The organism is Pseudonocardia yuanmonensis (assembly GCF_039542425.1).
Classification (GTDB): domain Bacteria; phylum Actinomycetota; class Actinomycetes; order Mycobacteriales; family Pseudonocardiaceae; genus Pseudonocardia; species Pseudonocardia yuanmonensis.
The window spans coordinates 23,525-43,728 of the sequence record NZ_BAABIC010000035.1; the positions used below are offsets into that span (position 1 = coordinate 23,525).

General features: G+C 74.1%; 21 protein-coding genes. 6 read left to right on the forward strand and 15 right to left on the reverse strand.

The features are described from left to right. Positions 1-19: 19 nt before the first annotated feature. Complete coding sequence (locus ABD990_RS32185) at positions 20-361, reverse strand: hypothetical protein (RefSeq protein WP_345384577.1); 342 nt, start codon at positions 359-361, stop codon at positions 20-22. On the opposite strand from ABD990_RS32185, the gene ABD990_RS32190 reads away from it, so the two are divergent. Then, positions 360-992 carry a hypothetical protein gene (locus ABD990_RS32190; protein WP_345384578.1) on the forward strand — a complete coding sequence of 211 codons (633 nt, stop codon included), beginning with the start codon at positions 360-362 and terminating at the stop codon, positions 990-992. The genes ABD990_RS32185 and ABD990_RS32190 overlap by 2 nt on opposite strands. A gap of 18 nt (positions 993-1,010) precedes the next feature. On the opposite strand, the gene ABD990_RS32195 is transcribed toward ABD990_RS32190, so the two are convergent. Together ABD990_RS32195 and thyX are read right to left on the reverse strand one after the other, a co-directional pair. Further along, complete coding sequence (locus tag ABD990_RS32195) at positions 1,011-1,637, reverse strand: TIGR03085 family metal-binding protein (protein WP_345384579.1); 627 nt, start codon at positions 1,635-1,637, stop codon at positions 1,011-1,013. Positions 1,638-1,820: 183 nt separating this feature from the next. Further along, positions 1,821-2,573, reverse strand: a complete 753-nt coding sequence (thyX, locus tag ABD990_RS32200; RefSeq protein WP_345384580.1) for an FAD-dependent thymidylate synthase — start codon at positions 2,571-2,573, stop codon at positions 1,821-1,823. Between the two features lie 101 nt (positions 2,574-2,674). Between thyX and ABD990_RS32205 the strand changes: the two genes are divergently transcribed. Both ABD990_RS32205 and ABD990_RS32210 read left to right on the forward strand, forming a co-directional pair. Continuing rightward, entirely contained in the window at positions 2,675-3,214 is a 540-nt protein-coding gene (locus ABD990_RS32205) for a toxin-antitoxin system HicB family antitoxin (protein WP_345384581.1), read from the forward strand. Positions 3,215-3,219: 5 nt separating this feature from the next. Continuing rightward, positions 3,220-4,125, forward strand: coding sequence for a DUF4097 family beta strand repeat-containing protein (locus ABD990_RS32210; protein WP_345384582.1), 906 nt, complete (start codon positions 3,220-3,222; stop codon positions 4,123-4,125). Between the two features lie 106 nt (positions 4,126-4,231). Here the strand turns inward: ABD990_RS32210 and ABD990_RS32215 are convergent, their stop codons facing one another. Continuing rightward, on the reverse strand, positions 4,232-5,464 hold the full coding sequence (locus ABD990_RS32215) for a winged helix-turn-helix domain-containing protein (protein WP_425569705.1): 1,233 nt from the start codon (positions 5,462-5,464) through the stop codon (positions 4,232-4,234). A 48-nt stretch (positions 5,465-5,512) separates the two neighbouring features. Continuing rightward, complete coding sequence (locus tag ABD990_RS32220) at positions 5,513-6,472, reverse strand: EamA family transporter (RefSeq protein ID WP_345384584.1); 960 nt, start codon at positions 6,470-6,472, stop codon at positions 5,513-5,515. Between the two features lie 88 nt (positions 6,473-6,560). Here ABD990_RS32220 and ABD990_RS32225 point away from each other — a divergent pair, with 88 nt between their 5' ends. Beyond that, positions 6,561-7,088 carry a GNAT family N-acetyltransferase gene (locus ABD990_RS32225; RefSeq protein WP_345384585.1) on the forward strand — a complete coding sequence of 176 codons (528 nt, stop codon included), beginning with the start codon at positions 6,561-6,563 and terminating at the stop codon, positions 7,086-7,088. Between the two features lie 15 nt (positions 7,089-7,103). Here ABD990_RS32225 and dapB read toward each other — a convergent pair whose 3' ends face one another. Next, positions 7,104-7,850, reverse strand: a complete 747-nt coding sequence (dapB, locus tag ABD990_RS32230; protein WP_345384586.1) for a 4-hydroxy-tetrahydrodipicolinate reductase — start codon at positions 7,848-7,850, stop codon at positions 7,104-7,106. A gap of 11 nt (positions 7,851-7,861) precedes the next feature. Further along, positions 7,862-8,890 (reverse strand): ABC transporter substrate-binding protein, encoded by a 1,029-nt coding sequence (locus tag ABD990_RS32235; protein ID WP_345384587.1) that lies wholly within the window; start codon positions 8,888-8,890, stop codon positions 7,862-7,864. Positions 8,891-8,988: 98 nt separating this feature from the next. Here ABD990_RS32235 and ABD990_RS32240 point away from each other — a divergent pair, with 98 nt between their 5' ends. Further along, positions 8,989-9,756, forward strand: a complete 768-nt coding sequence (locus ABD990_RS32240; protein ID WP_345384588.1) for a helix-turn-helix transcriptional regulator — start codon at positions 8,989-8,991, stop codon at positions 9,754-9,756. A 17-nt stretch (positions 9,757-9,773) separates the two neighbouring features. On the opposite strand, the gene ABD990_RS32245 is transcribed toward ABD990_RS32240, so the two are convergent. The 8 genes from ABD990_RS32245 to ABD990_RS32280 form a co-directional block, all read right to left on the reverse strand. After that, positions 9,774-10,250, reverse strand: a complete 477-nt coding sequence (locus ABD990_RS32245) for a DUF456 domain-containing protein (protein WP_345384589.1) — start codon at positions 10,248-10,250, stop codon at positions 9,774-9,776. Between the two features lie 112 nt (positions 10,251-10,362). Further along, complete coding sequence (locus tag ABD990_RS32250) at positions 10,363-11,604, reverse strand: M16 family metallopeptidase (RefSeq protein ID WP_345384590.1); 1,242 nt, start codon at positions 11,602-11,604, stop codon at positions 10,363-10,365. 98 nt (positions 11,605-11,702) lie between these two features. Continuing rightward, positions 11,703-13,970, reverse strand: coding sequence for a polyribonucleotide nucleotidyltransferase (locus ABD990_RS32255; protein WP_345384591.1), 2,268 nt, complete (start codon positions 13,968-13,970; stop codon positions 11,703-11,705). Positions 13,971-14,169: 199 nt separating this feature from the next. After that, positions 14,170-14,439, reverse strand: coding sequence for a 30S ribosomal protein S15 (gene rpsO / locus ABD990_RS32260; RefSeq protein WP_345384592.1), 270 nt, complete (start codon positions 14,437-14,439; stop codon positions 14,170-14,172). Positions 14,440-14,698: 259 nt separating this feature from the next. After that, a complete protein-coding gene (locus ABD990_RS32265) occupies positions 14,699-15,340 on the reverse strand; it encodes a hypothetical protein (RefSeq protein WP_345384593.1) in 642 nt (213 codons plus the stop codon). A gap of 686 nt (positions 15,341-16,026) precedes the next feature. After that, a complete protein-coding gene (locus ABD990_RS32270; RefSeq protein WP_345384594.1) occupies positions 16,027-16,953 on the reverse strand; it encodes a bifunctional riboflavin kinase/FAD synthetase in 927 nt (308 codons plus the stop codon). Positions 16,954-16,980: 27 nt separating this feature from the next. Next, a complete protein-coding gene (gene truB / locus ABD990_RS32275) occupies positions 16,981-17,877 on the reverse strand; it encodes a tRNA pseudouridine(55) synthase TruB (RefSeq protein ID WP_345384595.1) in 897 nt (298 codons plus the stop codon). Between the two features lie 11 nt (positions 17,878-17,888). After that, a complete protein-coding gene (locus ABD990_RS32280; protein ID WP_345384596.1) occupies positions 17,889-18,548 on the reverse strand; it encodes a response regulator transcription factor in 660 nt (219 codons plus the stop codon). 120 nt (positions 18,549-18,668) lie between these two features. Here ABD990_RS32280 and ABD990_RS32285 point away from each other — a divergent pair, with 120 nt between their 5' ends. Next, the gene (locus ABD990_RS32285) at positions 18,669-20,198 is read left to right on the forward strand and encodes a cation:dicarboxylate symporter family transporter (protein WP_345384597.1); all 1,530 of its coding nucleotides are present in this window, start codon (positions 18,669-18,671) and stop codon (positions 20,196-20,198) included. The last annotated feature ends 6 nt before the right edge of the window (positions 20,199-20,204 follow it).

Sequence of the window (20,204 nt, forward strand, 5' to 3'; positions counted from 1 at the left end):
TCCCGGCTGCCGGTGGCGGTCACCGGTTCGGCCCGTTGGGGGCGGACGGCGTGTCCCCGGTGTCGTCGGTCGAGGTGTCGTCGGTCGGGTTCCCGTCCGTCTGGATCCCGTTCGTGCCGCTGCCCGGCTGTCCGACCGGCGGGGGCGGGTCGTCGCACCTCATGTACACGGTCACCCTGCTGCCCTCCGCCAGCGGGCGGCCCCCGAGCTCGGCGAAGATCTGCGGGCTGGACCCGGTCGAGACGCAGTTCCCGGCCTCCTCTGATCCCTCCTTCACCGTGAAGGAGAGCTTCCACCGGCCCGCCACGGCCGACCGCACACCGTCCTCGTCCGCACCCAGCGCGCTGATCGGATCGATCATGATCGGCGAGGGTGGCTTGCCGGCGGGCGGGTTCGCCGGAGGAGCCGCCGCTGCGGGAGGCGCGGACCTCGACGTCGTCGAGGTCCTCGAGGTCATCGAGGTCGTCCGGGGGGTCGTGGTGACGCCGTCGGAGGGGCCGGGTTGCGAGACGGTCGTCGCGCCCGTCGTCGCGCCCGACCCGCCCGTCGTCGCGCCCGACCCGCCCGTCGTCGCGCCCGACCCGCCCGTCGTCGCGCCCGACCCGCCCGTCGTCGCGCCCGACCCGCCCGTCGTCGCGCCCGACCCGCCCGTCGTCGCGCCCGGCCCGTCCGTTGTCGAGCCTGCGCCGGTGTCGTCGCCCGGAGCAGCGGCCTGGCCGGTCGAAGCACCGGATTCCGGGTCGGCGGCCTCCGGGAACACCGTGCTGGTCGGAGTCGAAGGCTCGATCGCCTCTGGTACACCCGACGGAAGCGCGTCGATCGTCCGGTCGGCAGAGCGGGGAACCACCGCCACGGCGATCCCTGCCAGCAGGAGCGCGCAGGTTACGGCCCCGAGTACCGCCACACCCCATCGCGGAAGGGACATGGCCGCCTCCTCGCCCTCGAGTCCTCACCGGACGTTAGGCAGGCAGCGGCACGGATCCCATACGTAATGCTGCGTAGTCGACCGGCTACAGGCCCCGACTCACGCCCTTGTAGAGCTCGACGTCGGAAGCGATGCCCTCGACCTCCACCCGGGCGGCATCGCGGCCGAAGAGGTGCAGGACGATCTCGCCCGGGTCGCCGACCAGGGTGACCAGGCCGGGGCCGGTCTTCACGACGTGCGCGGCGCCCTCCGGCCGGCGGAGCACGACGCCGACGGGGCTGCGGCGCAGCATGACGCGGGACGTGCGGGTGGCGAGCGCCCAGAGCTGGTCGTCGCGCTCCCGGTCGAAGTCGCGGGGCTCCCAGCCCGGCTCGCCGCGGCGGGCGTCCTCGTGGTGCACGAAGAACTCCGCGCCGTTCGCGAGCTCGTCGACCTTGCCGATGCCGAAGGGCGACCACGGCGGCGCGCCCTCGCGCAGCTCGCCGACCATCGACTCCCAGGGGGCGTCGGCGTAGCCCGCCATGCCCTTCTGTGTGAGCGGCTGCAGAACCGGGACGACGATCCCGGGCGCCGCCCACGGCTGCCGCTCCCGGACGAGCAGGTGCGCGAGCAGGTCCCGCGTGGTCCAGCCCTCGCAGAGCGTCGGGCGGTCGGGACCGAGCTTCTCCAGGGTGTCGGACAGGGCGGCGCGCTCGTCGGTCGCAAGACTCACGCCCGCCACGCTATCGCCGGAGATCCCCGGGCGCCCGGCAGGTGGTCGGCCGCGGCGCTCCGCTGGCCTTCCGTACCGATGGCCTTCCGTGCCGACGGTCGGGCGGCGCTCCGCTAGCCCTCCGTGCCGACGGTCGGGCGGCGCTCCGCTAGCCCTCCGTGCAGATGGTCGGGCGGCGCTCCGCTAGCCCTCCGTGACGAACGGGCTGCTGGCGATCTCGGTCCCGTCGTCCAGCTTCTGGATGTCGAAGTCGCTGAAGACGTTGGGGACCTCGGCCTGCAGCTGCCGCAGGCACTCAATGGCCAGGGCGCGGATCTCGACGTCCGCGTGCTCCGTGGCGCGCATGCCGATGAAGTGCCGCCAGGCCCGGTAGTTGCCGGTCACGACGATCCGGGTCTCGGTGGCGTTGGGCAGGATCGCCCGCGCGGCCTGCCGGGCCTGCTTACGGCGCAGCGTGGCGTTCGGGACGTCCGCGAACCGCTTCTCGAGGCCCTCGAGCAGCTGCTCGTAGGCCTTCACCGAGGCCTCGGCGGCGTCGAGGAACATCTGGTGGAGCTCGGGGTCGTCCGCGATGACCTCCGGCTCCACCATCGCCGCGTCCCGCTCGGGCACGTACCGCTGCGAGAGCTGCGAGTACGAGAAGTGCCGGTGCCGGATCAGCTCGTGCGTGAGGCTGCGCGAGATCCCGGTCAGGTAGAAGCTGACCGTGCCGTGCTCGAGCACGGACAGGTGCCCGACCTCGAGGATGTGCCGCAGGTAGCCCGCGTTGGTGGCGGTGCGTGGATTGGGCTTGCTCCAGGACTGGTAGCAGGCCCGGCCGGCGAACTCGGCGAGCGCCTGCCCGCCGTCCGCGTCCGTCTCCCACGGCACGTCGGCCGGCGGGAGGAACTCGGTCTTGGCGACGAGCTGGACCTTCGGCGGGACGGTCTGCGGCATGGTCGGCAGCGTAACCGGCGGAACCGACGGAACCGGCCCGGCGTCAGCGTGACAGCAGGCTGCCGGTTGCGTGACGCCATCCGTGACGCCATAGTGGCGTCATGGACATCGGCCAGTACGTCGCGCAGCTGCGGGAGGACCTCGCGTCCGCCGCCGCCGCGGGCGACGAGCAGACCCAGCGCACGGCCGCGCTCCTCGGCGCGGCGATCGAACCCGCGGCCCGGCTGGCCGTCATGAACGCCCTCTCCGACCTGGCCGCCGAGGTCACCGAGGCGCTCGGCGACCGCACCGTCGAGGTGCGCCTCGACGGACGGGACGTCCGCGTGGCCGTCTCCGGCGCCGCCGAGGAGCACGAGCACGAGCCGCCGCGGTTCACGCCGCCCGGCCCGGGCGACGCCGGCGACATCAGCCGGATCACGCTCCGGCTCGTCGAGCAGATCAAGGCGCAGGCCGAGCAGGCCGCGGCGCAGCAGGGCGTCTCGCTGAACTCCTGGGTCTCCCAGGCGGTCCAGGGCGCCCTCGCCGGCCGGCAGCGCCGGTGGGACCAGCGCGGCCGGGGCTGGCCGCGGCCCGACGGCCCGCACGGCGGCCGGGACGACGACGGCGGCGACGGGCGCCTCCGCGGATGGGTACAGGGGTGAGCGCGATGACCGGACCGGACGAGGACCTGGTGCGCCAGCAGGCCTGGGACTGCGCGGAGCCCGCGGAGCTCGAGGTCACGATCGACGTCGGGCGGGTGCGGATCGAGCTGAACGACGAGGCCACCGAGGTCCGCGTCGAGGTGCGCCACGAGCCCGGCGCCGACAGCCCGTGGGAGCAGGGCATCACCGGCATCCTCAACTGGCTCGGCACGGCGACCGGCGACGTCGGGGGCGACCCCGGTGCCGCCGCGGTCCGTGCCGCCGAGATCGGCTGGAACGAGGCCGCACGGCGGCTGGTGGTGCGCTCCACCCAGGAGCTGCCGCTGCGGGTGGTGCCGCTCGCGGTGACCGTGTGGGCGCCCGCGCGCTCCCGGCTCGCCGTGCGCACCGGCGCCGGGGACGTCACGGTGACGGGCCGCTCCGGCTGGTCCGCCGTGCGCACCGGCTCGGGCAACGCCCGGCTCGACGAGGTCACCGGCGCCCTCGAGGTCACCACCGGCTCCGGCCGCGTGGAGCTCGGGATCGTCGGTGCGGAGGCGAAGCTGCGCACCGGCTCGGGCGGGATCTCGGCCGCCGCACTCTCCGGCCCGACCACGGTCAAGGCGGGCTCCGGCGACGTCTCGCTCGGCGAGGTGCACGCCGACCTCACGCTCAAGACGGGCTCCGGGGACGTCGACGTGGCCGACGCCTTCGCCGGCCGCTTCGACCTCACGACCGGCTCGGGGTCGATCCGTGTCGGAGTGCACTCGGGCGTGGCCGCCGAGCTCGACCTCACCTCGGGCTCCGGACGCGCGCGCAGCGACCTCGACGTCGGCCGGGTCGCCCCGGCGAGCGCCCCGCCGCTGCGCGTGACGGGCCGGACCGGGAGCGGCGACATCCACATCACCCGCGCCGCCACCGCCGCGGTCTGAGGGGCCGGCGGGCGCGGGCCTGGCGACGAACCCGGTGACGGGCGAAGCGACAGGGGAGCGACGACGGCGCGTCCGGACGCATCCGGGCGCGCCGTCGGCGTACGCCTCACCCGACGGCGATCGCCAGCGGCCCGGCCAGGTTCCCCCGCTCCCCCACGACCACGCCCTCGAGCCCGAGCCACTCCGCCATGTGCTGCAGCTCGGCGGCCAGCTCCGCCGCCACCCGCGGCACCGCGACACCCGGCTCGGCGAACGCGGCCTGCACCCGCAGGACCCCGCCCGCCCGGTCTGACTTGAGGTCCACCCGGCCGACCAGCTCGCCGTCGAGCAGGAACGGGAAGACGTAGTAGCCGAACTCGCGCTTCGGCTCGGGCACGTAGATCTCGATGCGGTACCGGAAGCCGAAGATCCGCTCGGTGCGCTCGCGCTCCCAGATCAGCGGGTCGAACGGGGCGAGCAGCGCCCGCCCCTCGACCCGCCGCGGCACGCTCGCGCCCGGCGCCCGGTACGCCGGGGCCCGCCAGCCGCGCACCGCGACCGGCTCGAGCTCCCCCGCCTCGACCAGCTCCTGCACCGCGAGCCTGCTCTCCGCGGGCCCGAGACGGTAGTAGTCCCGCAGGTCCGGCTCGGTCGCGATCCCCAGCGCCCGGGCCGCCCGCCGCACGAGCCCCCGTGCCGCCTCGCCGTGATCCATCGGATGTGCGGCGAGCACCGCGGGCGGCAGCACCCGCTCGGTGAGGTCGTAGAGGCGCTGGAAGTTGACCCGGGTGCCCGTGGTGAGCGCACCGAGGCCGAACAGGTACTCGCAGATGCGCTTGACGTCCGACCGCTCCCACCACGACACCCCCGGCGGGCGGGGCTTCCCCGCCGCCCCGCCCAGGGCCGTCTCCAAGGTGCCCGCCCCGACCGGGCCGAGCTCCTTGACCGCGGCCAGCACGTCGTCCACCAGGGCGGGCTCGCGGTCGGCGAGCTGGGCGTAGTGCCGCCACCAGCCCGGCCGCTTGGCCCCGGACAGCAGCAGCGGCCAGTCCTCCACCGGCAGCAGGCTCGCCTCGTGCGCCCAGTACTCGACCATCAGCCGGGGGCGGCGCGCGGTGTGCTGCCAGGCCGCCCCGTCGAGCAGGTCGTGCGGGTAGGCGCCGAGCCGGCTGAAGACCGGCATGTAGTGCGCCCGGACGGCGACGTTCACCGAGTCGAGCTGCAGCAGCTGGACCCGGCCGAGGACACGCTGCAGGTGCCGCCGGGTGACCGGGCCCGACGGCCGCGGCTCCGCGAAGCCCTGCGCCGCCAGCGCGGTCCGGCGCGCGACGTCGGCCGAGATCGTCCTCACGAGGGGCATGCTGCCAGGCCGCACCGACACTTTCCGGACGTGCGGAGCGCCCCGGCCTCAGCGGGCGGGCGGCCGGTCGGGCAGGGGCTCGGCGGCGAGCTCGTCCGGGTCCCCGGCCGGCCGCCGCTCGGCCCGCACCACCAGGACGACGGCGACGAGCACGATCACCCCGCCCAGGCCCTGGAGCGCCGTGAACCGCTCGTCGACCAGCAGGACCCCGAGCAGGACCGCGATCACCGGGTTGACGTAGGCGTAGGTCGCGACGGTGGACACCGGCAGCCCGCGCAGCGCGATCGCGTACGCGCTGAACCCGCCCAGCGTGGCGAGCGCGGCGGCCACCCAGACCCACCAGGTCCCCGCCGACAGCGCGCCGAGGTCGACCCGTCCGCCCGTCGCGACCCCGACCGCGACCATGATCAGGCCACCGGTGACCATCTGCGCCGTGGCCAGCGCGAACGGGTTGGGCGGGACCGGCAGGCGGGTCGTCGCGTAGGTCCCCGAGGCCCAGCCCAGGCCGGCCAGGACGACCAGCCACGGACCCCACCAGGCGCTCCCGGCGGTGCCTCCGGACCCGGGGCCCGCGAGCACCAGCACGCCCAGCCCGACGAGGCCGACCAGCACCCCGACCAGCGTCGCGGCGCTGGGCCGGTCACCGAAGATCGTGCGCAGCACCGCGATGTAGAGCGGCACGACGGCCAGCAGCAGCGCCGCGAGCCCCGAGGGGATCTGCGTCTGCGCGACGGCGACCAGTCCGTTGCCCCAGGCCGGCAGCAGGAGCCCGGAGAGCATCGTCGTGAGCAGCTGCGGCCGGCTCATCCGCAGCCCGCGCGGTCCCGAGACGACCAGGACCATCAGGCCGAGTGCGACCCCCGCCGACAGGAACCGGAACCCGCCGGCCAGCAGCGGCGTCACGTGCGTGATGAGCAGCCGGTTGAGCAGGTAGATCGAGCCCCAGAGCAGGTAGACGTGGAAGAGCGCCACCCAGGCCGTCCGGGCGCCGGACGGACGATCGTTCACGTTCCCCCACGCTGCCATGTCCGCGAGCGCCGGGCCAATCCTGCGGCCGGTGTCCGCCGTCACCCCGCCACCCGGTACGAATGTCGGCATGGCCCTCGCCTCGGTCCGCCCGGCCGTCGACGCCGACGTCGACGAGATCGTCCGCATCCAGGCCGGGACCTGGCGGGTGGCCTATGCGGGGATCGTCCCCGACGCCGCCCTGGACCGGCTGACCAGCGACGACGCCCGGCACGCCTGGCAGGACGCCGTCGCCGCCGGGGATCCCTTCCATGTGTTCGTGGCGCTGGAGGGCGACTGGACGGTGGGGTTCTGCGCCGCCGCGCACTACGCCGGGCAGGACGGCCTGACGATCGCGGAGATCAGCGCGCTGCTCGTCGAGCCGCGGTGGGGCCGGCGCGGGCACGGCGGACGGCTGCTCGCCGCGGCCGGCGCGGCACTGCGGCGGGCCGGTTCCGAACACGGCCGGGCCTGGGTGCCCGAGGCCGACACCGCCTCGCGCGCCTTCTACACGCGCGCGGGCTGGCCCGCCGACGGCGCCGTCCGGACCCTCGACACGGGCGACGGCACCGTGCGGGAGGTCCGGCACAGCGGCCCGTTGGACCTCGAGCTGGCCTGATCCGGGCCCGTCCGGCTAGGAGAGCCCGAGCAGGGGCTCCAGGCCGAATGTCAGGCCCGGCCGGTTCGGCACCGCGCGGACCGCCATCAGCACGCCCGGCATGAACGACGCCCGGTTCATCGAGTCGTGCCGGATCGTCAGGACCTCCCCCGACCCGCCGAGGATGACCTCCTGGTGGGCGACCATCCCGGGCATCCGCACGGCGTGCACGTGGATCCCGTCCACCGCGGCGCCGCGGGCGCCGAGCGGGTCGCTGGTGGTGGCGTCGGGCACCGGGCCGAGCCCGGCGGCCGCGCGCGCCTCGCCGATCAGCGACGCCGTGCGGGCGGCCGTGCCGGACGGGGCGTCGGCCTTCTTCTCGTGGTGCAGCTCCACGATCTCGGCCGACTCGAAGAACCGGGCGGCCTGCGCGGCGAAGTGCATGGCCAGCACGGCGCCGACGCCGAAGTTCGGCGCGATCAGCACGCCCTGGCCCGGCCTGTCGGCGAGCCAGCCGCGGACCGTGTCGAGCCGCCCGGCGTCGAACCCCGAGACCCCGACCACGGCGTGCTGCCCGCGGCCCAGGACGTGCTCCAGGTTGTCCATGACGACGTCCGGACGGGTCAGATCGACGACGACGTCGGCGCCGTCGGCCGCGGAGATCGGGTCCGCCGAGCCGACCTCCGCCACGAGCTCCATGTCCTCCGCCGCGCGCACCGCCGCGCACGCCTCGGAGCCCATGCGCCCCTTCGCCCCCAGCACCGCCACCCGGATCGCAGTCACGGACGCCGAGCCTAGGCCGCGGGCTTCGTCTCCGGGTTGCCGGCCACCGCGGCGTCGAGCAGCGGGACGAGGTGGTCGAGCACGTACGGCAGGGACAACGGGCTGGAGAAGTAGATCGCGCCGGCCAGCGTGGCGTCGGTGAAGACGAGGTTGCCGTTCTGCACCGGGGTGAGCGTGCGGTAGAGCGGCTGCGCCTCGAGCTCGGTGCGCGCCGACGCGTCCTCGGTCGCCCAGACCAGCACCTTTCCGGCGTTGAGCACGCCGAGGTTCTCGATCGGGATGTACGCCTGGCTCGAGTCGCCCTCCGGCGCGAACCGGTCGATCTCGGCGGGCACGGTGAACCCGAGGTCGGTGAGGAACTCGGTGGAGAGGCCGTCCTGGTAGGCGATCGCGCTGCCGTCGTAGTACGGGGCCTGCAGGAAGATCGCCGGGGTGCCGCGGAAGGCGGGATGGGCCGCGGCGGTGTCGGCGAAGCGCTTCTTGATTCCGTCGACCAGGGCGTCGGCCTCGTCCGGCTCGCCGACCGCGGCGCCGATCAGGCGGGCCTGCGCGTCCCACGGCGCGAACCAGGCACTGCCGCCCGCGGGCTGCGCGACCGTGGGGGCGATGGCGGCGAGCCGGTCGTACTGCCCGCGGTCGAGTCCGGCGTTGGTCGCGACGATCAGGTCCGGACGCTGGGCGGCGATCTTCTCGTAGTCCGGGCCGTCCTTCGCGGTGAGGACCGTCGGCGTGGCCGGACCCAGCTCGTCCTTCGCCCAGGGCCAGGTCGCGTAGGGCTGGTCGCCGTACCAGTCGGTCACGGCGACGGGCGTGACGCCGAGGGCGAGCAGGGTGTCCTGCTCGGTGTACCCCGCGCTGACCACCCGTTGCGGAGCCGCGGGCACGGTCGTCGTGCCGAACTCGTGCTCGACCGAGACCGGGAAGGCCGGGGACGCCGGCGCCGCGGACGGCGCGGCGGACGGCGCGGTGGCCGGCGGGGTGGACGAGCAGGCCGCCGCCAGCACGAGCACGGCGGCGAGCAGGAGGGAACGGGGGCGCACGCGGTCTCCACGGGGTCGTCGATCAGCGTCGGTGAGGCTAACCTCAGTTCGATCCGGTCGACACCAGCTCAGCGTTCAACCCACCCCAGGGAGCAGCCATGACGCTCGCGGTCGAGGCGCCGCCCTACGACGACCACGAGGGCGACACCGAGCACGACATGTGGATCTGCCGGTTCCCGCCCGGCGAGCCCGGCTCCTGGGGCGTGCACCGGCACCGCCAGCACCAGATCGCGTGGGTGAGCGAGGGCCTGACGACGGCGGTGGTCGGCTCGCGCACCTGGGTCCTGCCGCCGACCCGGGCCCTGTTGCTCCCGGCGCACACGCCGCACGACGTCGTCAACCGGCCGCCGTCGGCGCTGCACTGCCTGTACGTCTGGCCGCACGCGTGCCCGCTGGACTGGGCCGGGCCGACGGTCGTGCCGGTCGGGTCGTTGCTGCGGGAGCTGCTTCTCGCGCTGTCCGGGCCGCAGCTGCAGGCCGTGGAGGCCTCGGCCCGCGCCCTGCTCTTCGGGCTCGTCGCGGCGGTGCCGGACCCGGGCGTCGCGGTGCCGCTGCCGGCCGATCCGCGGGCCCGGGCCGTCGCGGCGCGGCTGTCCGCAACGCCCGCGGATCCGCGGTCGCTGGAGGACTGGGCGGCCGAGCTGGGGACGAGCGTGAGCACGCTGCGGCGGGCGTTCGCCGTGGGCACCGGGATGACGTTCACCGACTGGCGTACCCAGGTGCGCCTGCGTGCCTCGCTCCCCCTGCTGGCCGACGGGCTGCCGGTCGCCGGGGTGGCGCGGCGGGTGGGCTACGGGTCGCTCAACGGGTACGTCGACGCCTTCCGCCGGCACTTCGGGCACACCCCGGCCGCGCACTTCCGCTGACCCCCTGGCCACGGCGTTCAGGCCAGGACGAGGCCGGTGATCCAGGCGGCGACCATGAGCAGGCCCGCGGCCAGCTCGATGAGGATGCTCCAGCCGACGGCCGAGAGCGCGTGCCGCGTCGAGGGCCAGGCCCTGCCGGAGCTGCGCAGGCGGGCCAGCTCGGCGAGGTAGACGCCGAGCACGAACCCGACGAACAGCCCGACGACCGGGATCACGAAGAAGCCGACGACCCCCAGCGCACCGCCCGCGAGCAGGCTGCGGCCGGGGACGCCCGCGTCCCGCAGCCGCTTGCCGGGCACCAGGAACTTCGCCAGCGAGCCGAGCACCAGCAGCCCGCCGGCGATCCCGAGGACCCACCAGCCGAGGGCGTCGCCGCGCGGGACGGCCCACACCGCCACGCCCGCCAGCACCACGATCAGCCCGGGCAGCACCTGGACGACGATCCCCACCAGGCCGACCAGGATCAGCAGTCCCGCGACCAGCGCCGTCACCACGGCGCCGACCCTACCGAGATCACCATGCGTCGGAGGTCCCGGGTCAACGGGTCGCACGTCCCGGGCTACCGGGGGTGCGGCTCGGATGCCCGGAAGTGCCGACTCGCGGGTCTCAGGCCAGGTCGTGCAGGGCGGCGGGGAGGTCGTCGACCGCGTCGTAGGGGCCGACGACGGCGGCGGTGAGCTCCTGCGCGAGCAGCTCGGCGGCGAGCCCGGCGACCTGGGCCGGAGTGACGGCGTCGATCCGCGCGAGGCTCTCCGAGATGCTGCGCTGCCGCCCGTGGTCGAGCTCGGAGCGGCCGAGCCGGTTCATCCGCGAGGAGGGGTCCTCGAGCCCCAGCACCGTGCCGCCGCGCAGCGAACCCTTCGCCCGCACCACCTCGACATCCGTGAGGCCCTCGGCCGCGACGCCGGCCAGCACGTCCCGGACGACCGCGACGACCTCGCCGAGCCGCTCGGGCGCACACCCGGCGTAGACGGAGAAGGTGCCGGCGTCGGCGTAGCAGGTCTGCGCGGAGTACACCTGGTAGGCCAGTCCCCGCTGCTCGCGGACCTGCTGGAACAGCCGCGAGGACAGGCCACCGCCGAGCGCGGCGTTGAGCACCGCGAGCACGGGGCGCCGCTCGTCGTGCCGGTCGAGCCCGGGCACGCCGAGCATCAGGTGCGCCTGCTCGGAGTCGTCCGTCCGCAGCGCGAGTGCCCTGCGGGCGGGCAGGCGACCGCGCCCGGCCGGGCGCGGGCCGACCGGGGCGACCTCCGGGCCGTCCCCCAGCGCCTTGGCCGCCAGGTCGGCGACGTGCCCGTGGTCGAGGTTGCCCGCGGCCGCGACGACCATGCGGGGCGTCGTGTACTCGCCGCGCCAGAAGTCGTGCAGCGTCTCCCGGCTCATCCCGCGGATCGACTCCTCGGAACCGATCACGGGCCGGCCGAGCGGGTGCGCCGCGAAGATCGTCTCGTCGAAGAGCTCGCCGAGCAGGTCCTCGGGGTCGTCGTCGCGCATGGCGATCTCCTCGAGGACGACCCCGCGCTCCAGCTCGACGTCCGTGTGGGCGAGCTCGGCGTTGGTCACGACGTCCGCGAGGACGTCGAGCGCCAGCGGCAGGTCCTCGTCGAGGACGTGCGCGTAGTAGCAGGTGTGCTCCTTGGCGGTGAACGCGTTCAGCTCACCGCCGACCGCGTCCATCTCCTCGGCGATGCCCTGCGCGGTGCGCCGCCCGGTGCCCTTGAACAGCAGGTGCTCGAGGTAGTGTGCGGCGCCGGCCTGCTCCGGACGCTCGTCCCGGGAGCCGATGGCGATCCAGATGCCCAGCGCCACGGACCGCACGCCGGGCACCTGCTCGGTGAGCACGCGCACCCCACCCGGGAGCGTGGTGCGCGAGACACCGTCCGGAGAGGCACGAACGGCACTCCCGTGCGCCGCACGGGAGTGCCGTTCGTCCGCTGCGCGAGTGCTCAGCTGGAGACCTCGGCCGGCTCGGCCGTGTCCTCCGCCGGCGCGTCGGCCGGGGCGGTCTCGTCCGACCCGCCCGCGGCCTCCTCCTGCACCGGCACGAGGCTGATCTTGCCGCGGTTGTCGATGTCGGTGACCTCGACGCGGATCTTGTCGCCGACCTTGACGACGTCCTCGACCTTGCCGATCCGCTTCCCGTTGCCGAGCTTCGAGATGTGGACCAGGCCGTCCTTGCCGGGGACCAGCGAGACGAAGGCGCCGAAGGCGGCGGTCTTGACGACCGTGCCCAGGAACCGCTCGCCGATCTTCGGCAGCTGCGGGTTGGCGATGGCGTTGATCATGCCGATCGCCTCCTCCGCGGAGGGGCCGTCGGCGGCACCGACGTAGATCGTGCCGTCGTCCTCGATGGAGATGTCCGCGCCGGTCTTCTCCGTGATCGAGTTGATCATCTTGCCCTTCGGGCCGATGACCTCGCCGATCTTGTCGACGGGCACCTTGATCGCGGTGACCCGCGGCGCGTAGGTGCTCATCTCGTCCGGCCCGTCGATCGCCTCGCCGAGCACCTCGAGGATGGTCAGGCGGGCGTCCTTGGCCTGGTTCAGCGCGGCCGCGAGGACCTCGGACGGGATGCCGTCCAGCTTGGTGTCCAGCTGCAGCGCGGTGACGAACTCGGCCGTGCCGGCGACCTTGAAGTCCATGTCGCCGAACGCGTCCTCGGCGCCCAGGATGTCGGTCAGGGCGACGTAGGACATCTTCCCGTCGACCTCGTCCGACACCAGGCCCATGGCGATGCCCGCGACCGGCGCCTTCAGCGGCACACCGGCGTTGAGCAGCGACATCGTGGAGGCACAGACCGAGCCCATCGACGTCGAGCCGTTGGAGCCGAGCGCCTCGGACACCTGGCGGATCGCGTACGGGAACTCCTCGCGCGTGGGCAGGACCGGGACGAGCGCCCGCTCCGCCAGCGCGCCGTGGCCGATCTCGCGGCGCTTCGGCGAGCCCACCCGGCCGGTCTCACCGGTCGAGTACGGCGGGAAGTTGTAGTGGTGCAGGTACCGCTTGGCCGTCTCCGGGCCGAGCGAGTCGATCTGCTGCTCCATGCGGAGCATGTTGAGCGTGGTGACGCCCAGGATCTGGGTCTCGCCGCGCTCGAACAGCGCCGAGCCGTGCGCCCGCGGGACGACCTCGACCTCGGCCGAGAGCGGCCGGATGTCGGTGAGCCCGCGGCCGTCGATGCGGACCTTGTCGCGCAGGATCCGCTGGCGGACCAGCTTCTTGTTGAGCGACCGGAACGCGGCGCCCAGCTCCTTCTCGCGGCCCTCGAACTGCCCGCCGAGGGACTCGAGCACCTCGAGCTTGACCGCGTCGGTGGCGGACTCGCGCTCCTGCTTGCCCGCGATGGTCAGCGCCTCGGCGAGCTTCGCGGAGGCGGCCTGCTCGACGGCCTCGTACGCGTCGGCCTGGTAGGCCGGGTACGTCGGGTAGTCGCCCGTGGGCTTCGCGGCGGCGTCGGCCAGCTGCTGCTGGGCCACGCACAGGGTGCGGATGAACGGCTTGGCCGCCTCCAGACCCGCCGCGACGACCTCCTCGGTCGGCGCGGACTCGCCGCCGCCGACCAGCTCGATCGTCTTCTCGGTGGCCTCGGCCTCGACCATCATGATCGCGACGTCGTCGCCCACGATGCGGCCCGCGACGACCATGTCGAACACCGCGCGCTCGAGCTGGTCCCAGGTCGGGAAGGCCACCCACCGGCCGTCGATCAGCGCGACGCGCACGCCGCCGATCGGGCCCGAGAAGGGCAGGCCGGCGAGCTGGGTCGAGGCGGACGCGGCGTTGATCGCCACGACGTCGTACGGGTCCTGCGGGTGCAGCGACATCACCGTGACGACGATCTGGATCTCGTTGCGCAGGCCGTCGACGAACGACGGGCGCAGCGGCCGGTCGATGAGCCGGCAGGTGAGGATCGCGTCCGTGCCGGGGCGGCCCTCACGGCGGAAGAACGAGCCGGGGATGCGGCCCGCGGCGTACATGCGCTCCTCGACGTCCACCGTGAGCGGGAAGAAGTCGAAGTGCTCCTTGGGCTGCTTCGACGCCGTGGTGGCGGACAGCAGCATGGTCTCGTCGTCCAAATACGCGACGACGGAGCCGGCGGCCTGGCGGGCCAGCCGACCGGTCTCGAAACGGACCGTCCGGGTGCCGAACGAGCCGTTGTCGAGGACGGCGGTGCTCTCGTGCACGCCGTCGTCGACCGTGACGTTGGGGTCGGTCATGAAGTGGTGTCTCTCCTTCTGAGAGCGCCACCCCGCCGGGATCCTCCGCGGAGCCGGTCTTCGATCGAAGCTCCCGGACGTCTCGTCCTTCCGGGGGCCACTACCGAGGACCGGCGGATCTGGGGCGCGGTGGCGGTGTCGTGTTCAGTTCTGCACCCGGGCACCGGGGCAGCTCACGCCGGCCCGGCCCCGGAGCGGCTCAGCGGCGCAGACCCAGCCGCTCGATCAGCGAGCGGTAGCGCTGCACGTCGACCGACGCCAGGTACTTCAGCAGGCGGCGGCGGCGGCCGACCATGAGGAGCAGGCCGCGGCGCGAGTGGTGGTCGTGCTTGTGCTGCTTGAGGTGCTCCGTCAGGTCGCTGATGCGCTTGGTGAGCAGCGCGACCTGCGCCTCCGGCGAGCCGGTGTCGCCCTCGTGGACGCCGTACTCGTCGAGGATCGTCTTCTTCTCTGCGGCGGTGAGTGCCACTGCGGTGGTGCTCCTTCGTGTGGTGACGTCCGTGGGGCCCGCGCCCGGGCCACGCGCTCGCCGTGGTGGGCGACCGCGTCGGGGCGGGAAGCTGGTCGCGGCCGCCACGGACTGCAGCCGGACCCATCGCAGAGGCTACCAGCGCGGCCGGTCCCGCCTCCGGGTACCCGGCGATCGTCGCCGGTCAGGACGGGTGGGGACGGCGTGGCGGGAGTGCCGGGTGGGGGTTCCGCCGGGCGTCGACGACGATCGTACCCGCTCAGCGGGCGGCGGCGGCGCGGCGCAGCAGCGCGGCGAGCTCCGGGAAGGTCGCGGCGAGGGTCGCCGCCGCGGCGACCAGCTGTGCGGGCCCGGCCACCCGGCGCAGCGCCTCGGCCGCGAGCAGGGCGGGATCGCGTCGGGGATCGGGGCGCGGGGCCGGCCGGACGGGCCGCGGCTCCGTGCCGGCGTCGCCGCCGGGGTGGACGGCGGGGTGGACGGCGGGGTGGACGGCGGGGATCGGGGCACGGGTCGTGGACGGGTGCCGTCGGGATGGCGGGCGCACGGGTGTGGTGGACGTGTCGTGGCTCGCCTCGACCGGCCGGGCGAGCAGTGCGGCCCATTCCGGGGACGCGGTGCGCACCTCGTCGAGCAGGGCGGGAACGTCCTCCGGGGCGACCGGCCCGGCCGCGCACCGCCCGTCGAGCAGGAGCAGCCGGGCGAGGACGGCCGGGTCGCCGATCTTCACGCGCTTGGCGCTGACCAGTTGCGACAGCATCGCCGGGCTCATCCCGAGCGTCGCGGCGAGAGCGCCCTGCGTGGTCCCCAGGACCCGCAGCATCCGGTGCACCCGCTCGGCGAGCGGGGTCCCGTAGAGCGCCCGCTGTCGCTCCCGGTTGGCGGCGAGCCTCTCGATCTCCACACCCGGATGCTGGCAGGTGGACGCCCCTTCCCGGGGCGGAACGGGAGAAGTCGGCACCGGGAACCGCGCCCACCCGACCTGCCACACCCGATCGGTCGCTCCACACCCGCCCGACCGGCGCGGCACACCATGGAAGTCGCCGTACACGCCGTCGACCGGGTGTGTCACGGGGTGGATGGGTGTGCGAGCCCGCGGCCGGGTGCTCGCGGGAGTGCCGACGAGCCCGCCCGACCGCGCACGCTGATGCAGAGGCACGGTAGATGTCAGTGGGATGCGAGCAGCGGAATGCGAGCACGGGAGATGTCCGCGGGACACTGCCCCGACCCCCGCGTTCCGAGCAGCCGGCACACCCGACGAAGCGCTGCACAACCGGTCGACGGGGTGTGGGACCGACCTTCCGGATGTGGGAGCCAGCCACCACGGGTGTGCCGCCCACCACCGGGTGTGCCGCCCACCACCGGGTGTGCCGCCCACCACCGGGTGTGCCACCCCGACCACGGGTGCGTAGCCCGCCATCGGGTGTGCCGCCCGACGACTTGTGCGCAGACCACCACCGGGCTGAGCCGCTCCGGGAAGGGGCCGGCCGACCCCCCGACCGACCCGAGAGGTGTCAGCCGACCCGCTGCCCGGGTGTCAGCCGACCCGCTGCCCGAGCCCGCGGGCCCCCGCCGCGAGCCCGAAGCCCCTCACGCCCCCAGCAGCTCCCGCGTCCGCTCCACGTCGGCGTTCATCTGCTCGATGAGCGGGTCGATCCCGTCGAACCGCTCCTGCCCGCGCAGCCGGTGCGCGAACTCGATGCCGACCTCGTGGCCGTAGAAGTCCTCGTTGACGTCGAGCACGTAGGCCTCGACGGTGCGGACCTTGCCGGAGAAGGTCGGGTTGGAGCCGACGGAGATCGCCGCGGGCAGCCGGCGCTCGCCCAGCAGGAACCAGCCCGCGTACACGCCGTCGGCGGGCAGGGCGGTGTGGACGGCGCAGGCGACGTTGGCGGTCGGGAAGCCCAGCTCGCGGCCGCGCTTGTCGCCGTGCACCACCACGCCGTCGACCCGGTGCAGCCGGCCGAGCGCGGCGGCGGCGGCCTCCATGTCGCCCGCGTCGATGCACGAGCGGATGTAGGTGGAGGAGAAGGTGACCCCGTCGTCCGTGATCAGGTCGAGGGCCTCGACCTGGAAGCCGAACCGGACGCCCAGCTCGCGCAGGGTGCGGATGTCGCCGGCGGCCTTGTACCCGAAGGTGAAGTTGGTGCCCACCACCACGACCGCGGCGTGCAGGGTGTCGACCAGCACCTCGTGCGCGAACTCCGCGGGCTTCATGTGCGCCAGCTCGTTGGTGAACGGGATGACGCAGAACGCGTCCGCCCCCGCCTCCTCGACCAGGTCGGCGCGGCGCTCGAGGGTGGTCAGCGCGGCCGGGTGCGAGCCCGGGCGGACCAGCTCGGCGGGGTGCGGGTCGAAGGTGACGACGACGCTGCGCAGGCCGCGCTCCCGGCCCCGGGCGACCGCCCGCTCGATCAGCTGCCGGTGCCCGCGGTGCACGCCGTCGAAGACCCCGATGGTCACGACGCTGCGGCCCCACCCCGACGGCACGGCCTCGAGTCCACGCCACCGCTCCACGATCGCCACCCTACGGAACCCGCCTGCTCACGACCCCGCCGGGGCGAGCACCACGAGCGGTTTCGCCGCTCCCCCGGAGTCGGCCATCAGGGCGAGCACCCGGCCATCCGGCGCGAAGACGCCGTAGGTGCCGGTCAGGCCTGCGGCGGGCAGCCGCTTGCCGTGCGAGACGTCCGTGGCGCCGCCGGCGTCGACGTCCCGGCGTGGGAACGCGGTCGCCACCGCACCGGCGAGGTCGAGCGACAGCCCGGGCGCGGCCTCCAGCTCCTCCAGCGTGCGCGCGTGGGTCAGGTCGAACGGACCGACCCGGGTGCGCCGCAGCGCCGTGAGGTGCGCGCCGACGCCCAGCGCGGCGCCCAGGTCCCGGGCCAGCGCCCGCACGTAGGTGCCCGACGAGCACGACACCGTCACGTCGAGGTCCGCACCACGGCGCTCGAGCAGTCCGAACTCCGCGACGGTCACCGGCCGGGCCGGGATCTCCACGGTCTCCCCCGCGCGGACCCGGGCGTAGGCCCGCTTCCCGTCGATCTTGATCGCGCTGACCGACGACGGGACCTGCAGGATCTCCCCCGTCAGCGCCGCCATGCCCGCCGCGACCGCCGCGTCGTCCACACCGGACGCGTCGGCCGCCGTGACGATCTCGCCCTCGGCGTCGTCCGTCGTCGTCGAGGCGCCGAGCCGGATCGTCGCGGTGTACGCCTTGGTGTCGAGGGCCAGGTGCCCGAGCAGCTTCGTGCCCCGCTCGACGCCGCACACCAGCACGCCGGTGGCCATCGGGTCGAGCGTGCCGGCGTGACCGACCTTCCGAGTGCGCAGGATGCGCCGCAGCCGGGCGACCACGTCGTGCGACGTGAGCCCGCCGGGCTTGTCGACGATCACGAGACCGGGTGCGGGGACGGAGCGGGTGGAGTCGGCCCTGGGCACGACCGGCGACCCTACCTGCCGAGCCGGTACCCGACGCCGCGTGCCGTCACGATCACCTCGGGCCGGCCCAGCTTCGACCGCACCAGCGCGACGTGCGCCTCCAGCGTGCGCCGTGCGGAGGGGTCGCTGGTCCCCCACACCTCGTCGAGCAGCTCGTCCCGCGCGACGACGGCGCCCTCCCGGCGCGCGAGCGCCGCGAGCAGGTCGAACTCCTTGCGCGCCAACCCGACCTCGGCGCCCGCGACGGTGACGGCACGACGGGCGAGGTCGATCTCGACGTCCCCGGCGACGACGGCCGGCGCGACCCCGAGCCCGCGGGTGCGCCGGAGCACGGCGTCGATCCGGGCGAGCAGCTCCTCGACGAGGAACGGCTTGACGATGTAGTCGTCCGCCCCGTTGCGCAGCCCGCTGACCCGCGCCTCCACCGCACCGCGCCCGGTGACCGCCAGGATCGGCACCCGCGAGACCTCCCGGATGCCGCGGCACACCCCGATCCCGTCCCGGTCCGGCAGCCCCATGTCGAGGAGCACGACGTCCGGTTCGGACTCGCGCACGGCCGCGAGCGCCTCGGCCCCGCTGGTCACGTGCCGCACCCGGAAGCCCGCGGCGCCGAGCGCCCTCGCCATCGCGCCACCGAGGACGGTGTCGTCCTCGACCAGAAGTGCTCTCACCCGGTTCGCCCCGTCCTGCGGAACCTCAAGGTCCCCCCAATTATGGACGCGCACGCCCTGACATGGCGCCAGTCACGTTCCTAGCGTGCTCCAGGCACCGGACGTCGAGGAGGACGACACGTGACAGCAACCGAAGCGGCACCCCGCAAGCGCCTCTACACCCAGCTCTGGTTCTGGGTCATCGTCGGCATCGTCCTCGGCGTGGTGTTCGGGCTCGTCGCGCCCGACAGCGCCAAGGGCGCGAAGTGGCTGGCCGACGGCTTCATCCAGATGATCAAGGTGATCGTGGCCCCGGTCATCTTCTGCACCGTCGTGGTGGGCATCGCCTCGATCGGCAACCTGGCCCGCGCCGGCGGGCTGGCACTCAAGGCGCTGTTCTACTTCCTGGTCGCGACGGTCGTCGCGCTGACCATCGGCCTGCTCGCGGCCAACGTCTTCGCACCGGGCGCGGGCTTCAGCGGCACGCCGTCCGAGAGCGCGCTGGCGTCGGCCGCCAAGCAGGTCGACCAGGGCGCCCAGGACGCCGGGTTCACCGGCTTCATCCTCAACGACCTGCTCCCGACGAGCTTCCTCGGCCCGTTCGTGGAGAACGAGGTCCTCCGTGTCCTCGTGCTGGCGATCCTCACCGCCTGCTCGGTGTCGCTGCTGGCGCCGCCGCTGCGCAAGCGGGTCGTCGGCTCGATCGAGACGATCTCGAAGGTCATCTTCGGCATCATCAAGCTGATCATGTGGGCCGCGCCGGTCGCCGCGTTCGGCGGCATGGCCTACACGGTCGCGCAGTTCGGCGCCTCGTCGCTGACCAACCTCGTCAAGCTGATGGGCGTCTTCTGGGGCACCTGCGCGTTCTTCATCGTCGCGGTGCTCGGGCTCGTGTCCTGGTGGGCCGGGTTCAACATCTTCAAGGTCATCCGGTTGATCAAGGACGAGCTGCTGATCATCGTCGGCACCTCGTCGTCCGAGTCCGTGCTGCCGCGCCTGCTCACCAAGCTGGAGGCGGCGGGCGCGTCGAAGCAGACCGTCGGCCTGGTCATCCCGACCGGCTACTCGTTCAACCTCGACGGCACCTGCATCTACCTGACCCTGGGCGCGCTGTTCATCATCCAGGCGGGCAACGAGTCCCTGCCGATCGGCGTGCAGATCGGCCTCGCCCTGCTGATGGTGCTGACGTCGAAGGGCGCCGCGGGCATCACCGGCGCCGGCCTGGTCACCCTGGCCGCGTCCCTGCAGGCCTTCGGCGGCCAGTTCTTCTCCGCCGAGGCGATCGCCGTCGGCATCGCGCTGATCATCGGCATCGACCGCGTGATGAGCGAGGGCCGGGCGCTGACCAACTGCATCGGCAACGTCGTGGCCACCCTGGTCATCGCCCGGTGGAACGGCGAGCTCGACCGCGAGCGGCTCAAGGCGGTGCTCGACGACCCGTCGCTGGTCGACGAGGCCATGGAGCTCGAGCACGGCTCGCGCGCCCAGGAGGAGACCGACACGGACGAGCTGTCGAAGGAGCCCGCCGCCGTGGGGGCCGGTGCCGGCTCCGGGAGCGCCTACGAGGTCGCCGGCGAGCGCACGGGCCGGGTCACCAGCACCGGGAAGACCCTGTCGCCCGCGGAGCGTGCGGCCGAGCGCGACGGCGAGACCCACGAGTCCGTCCGGTAGCACAAT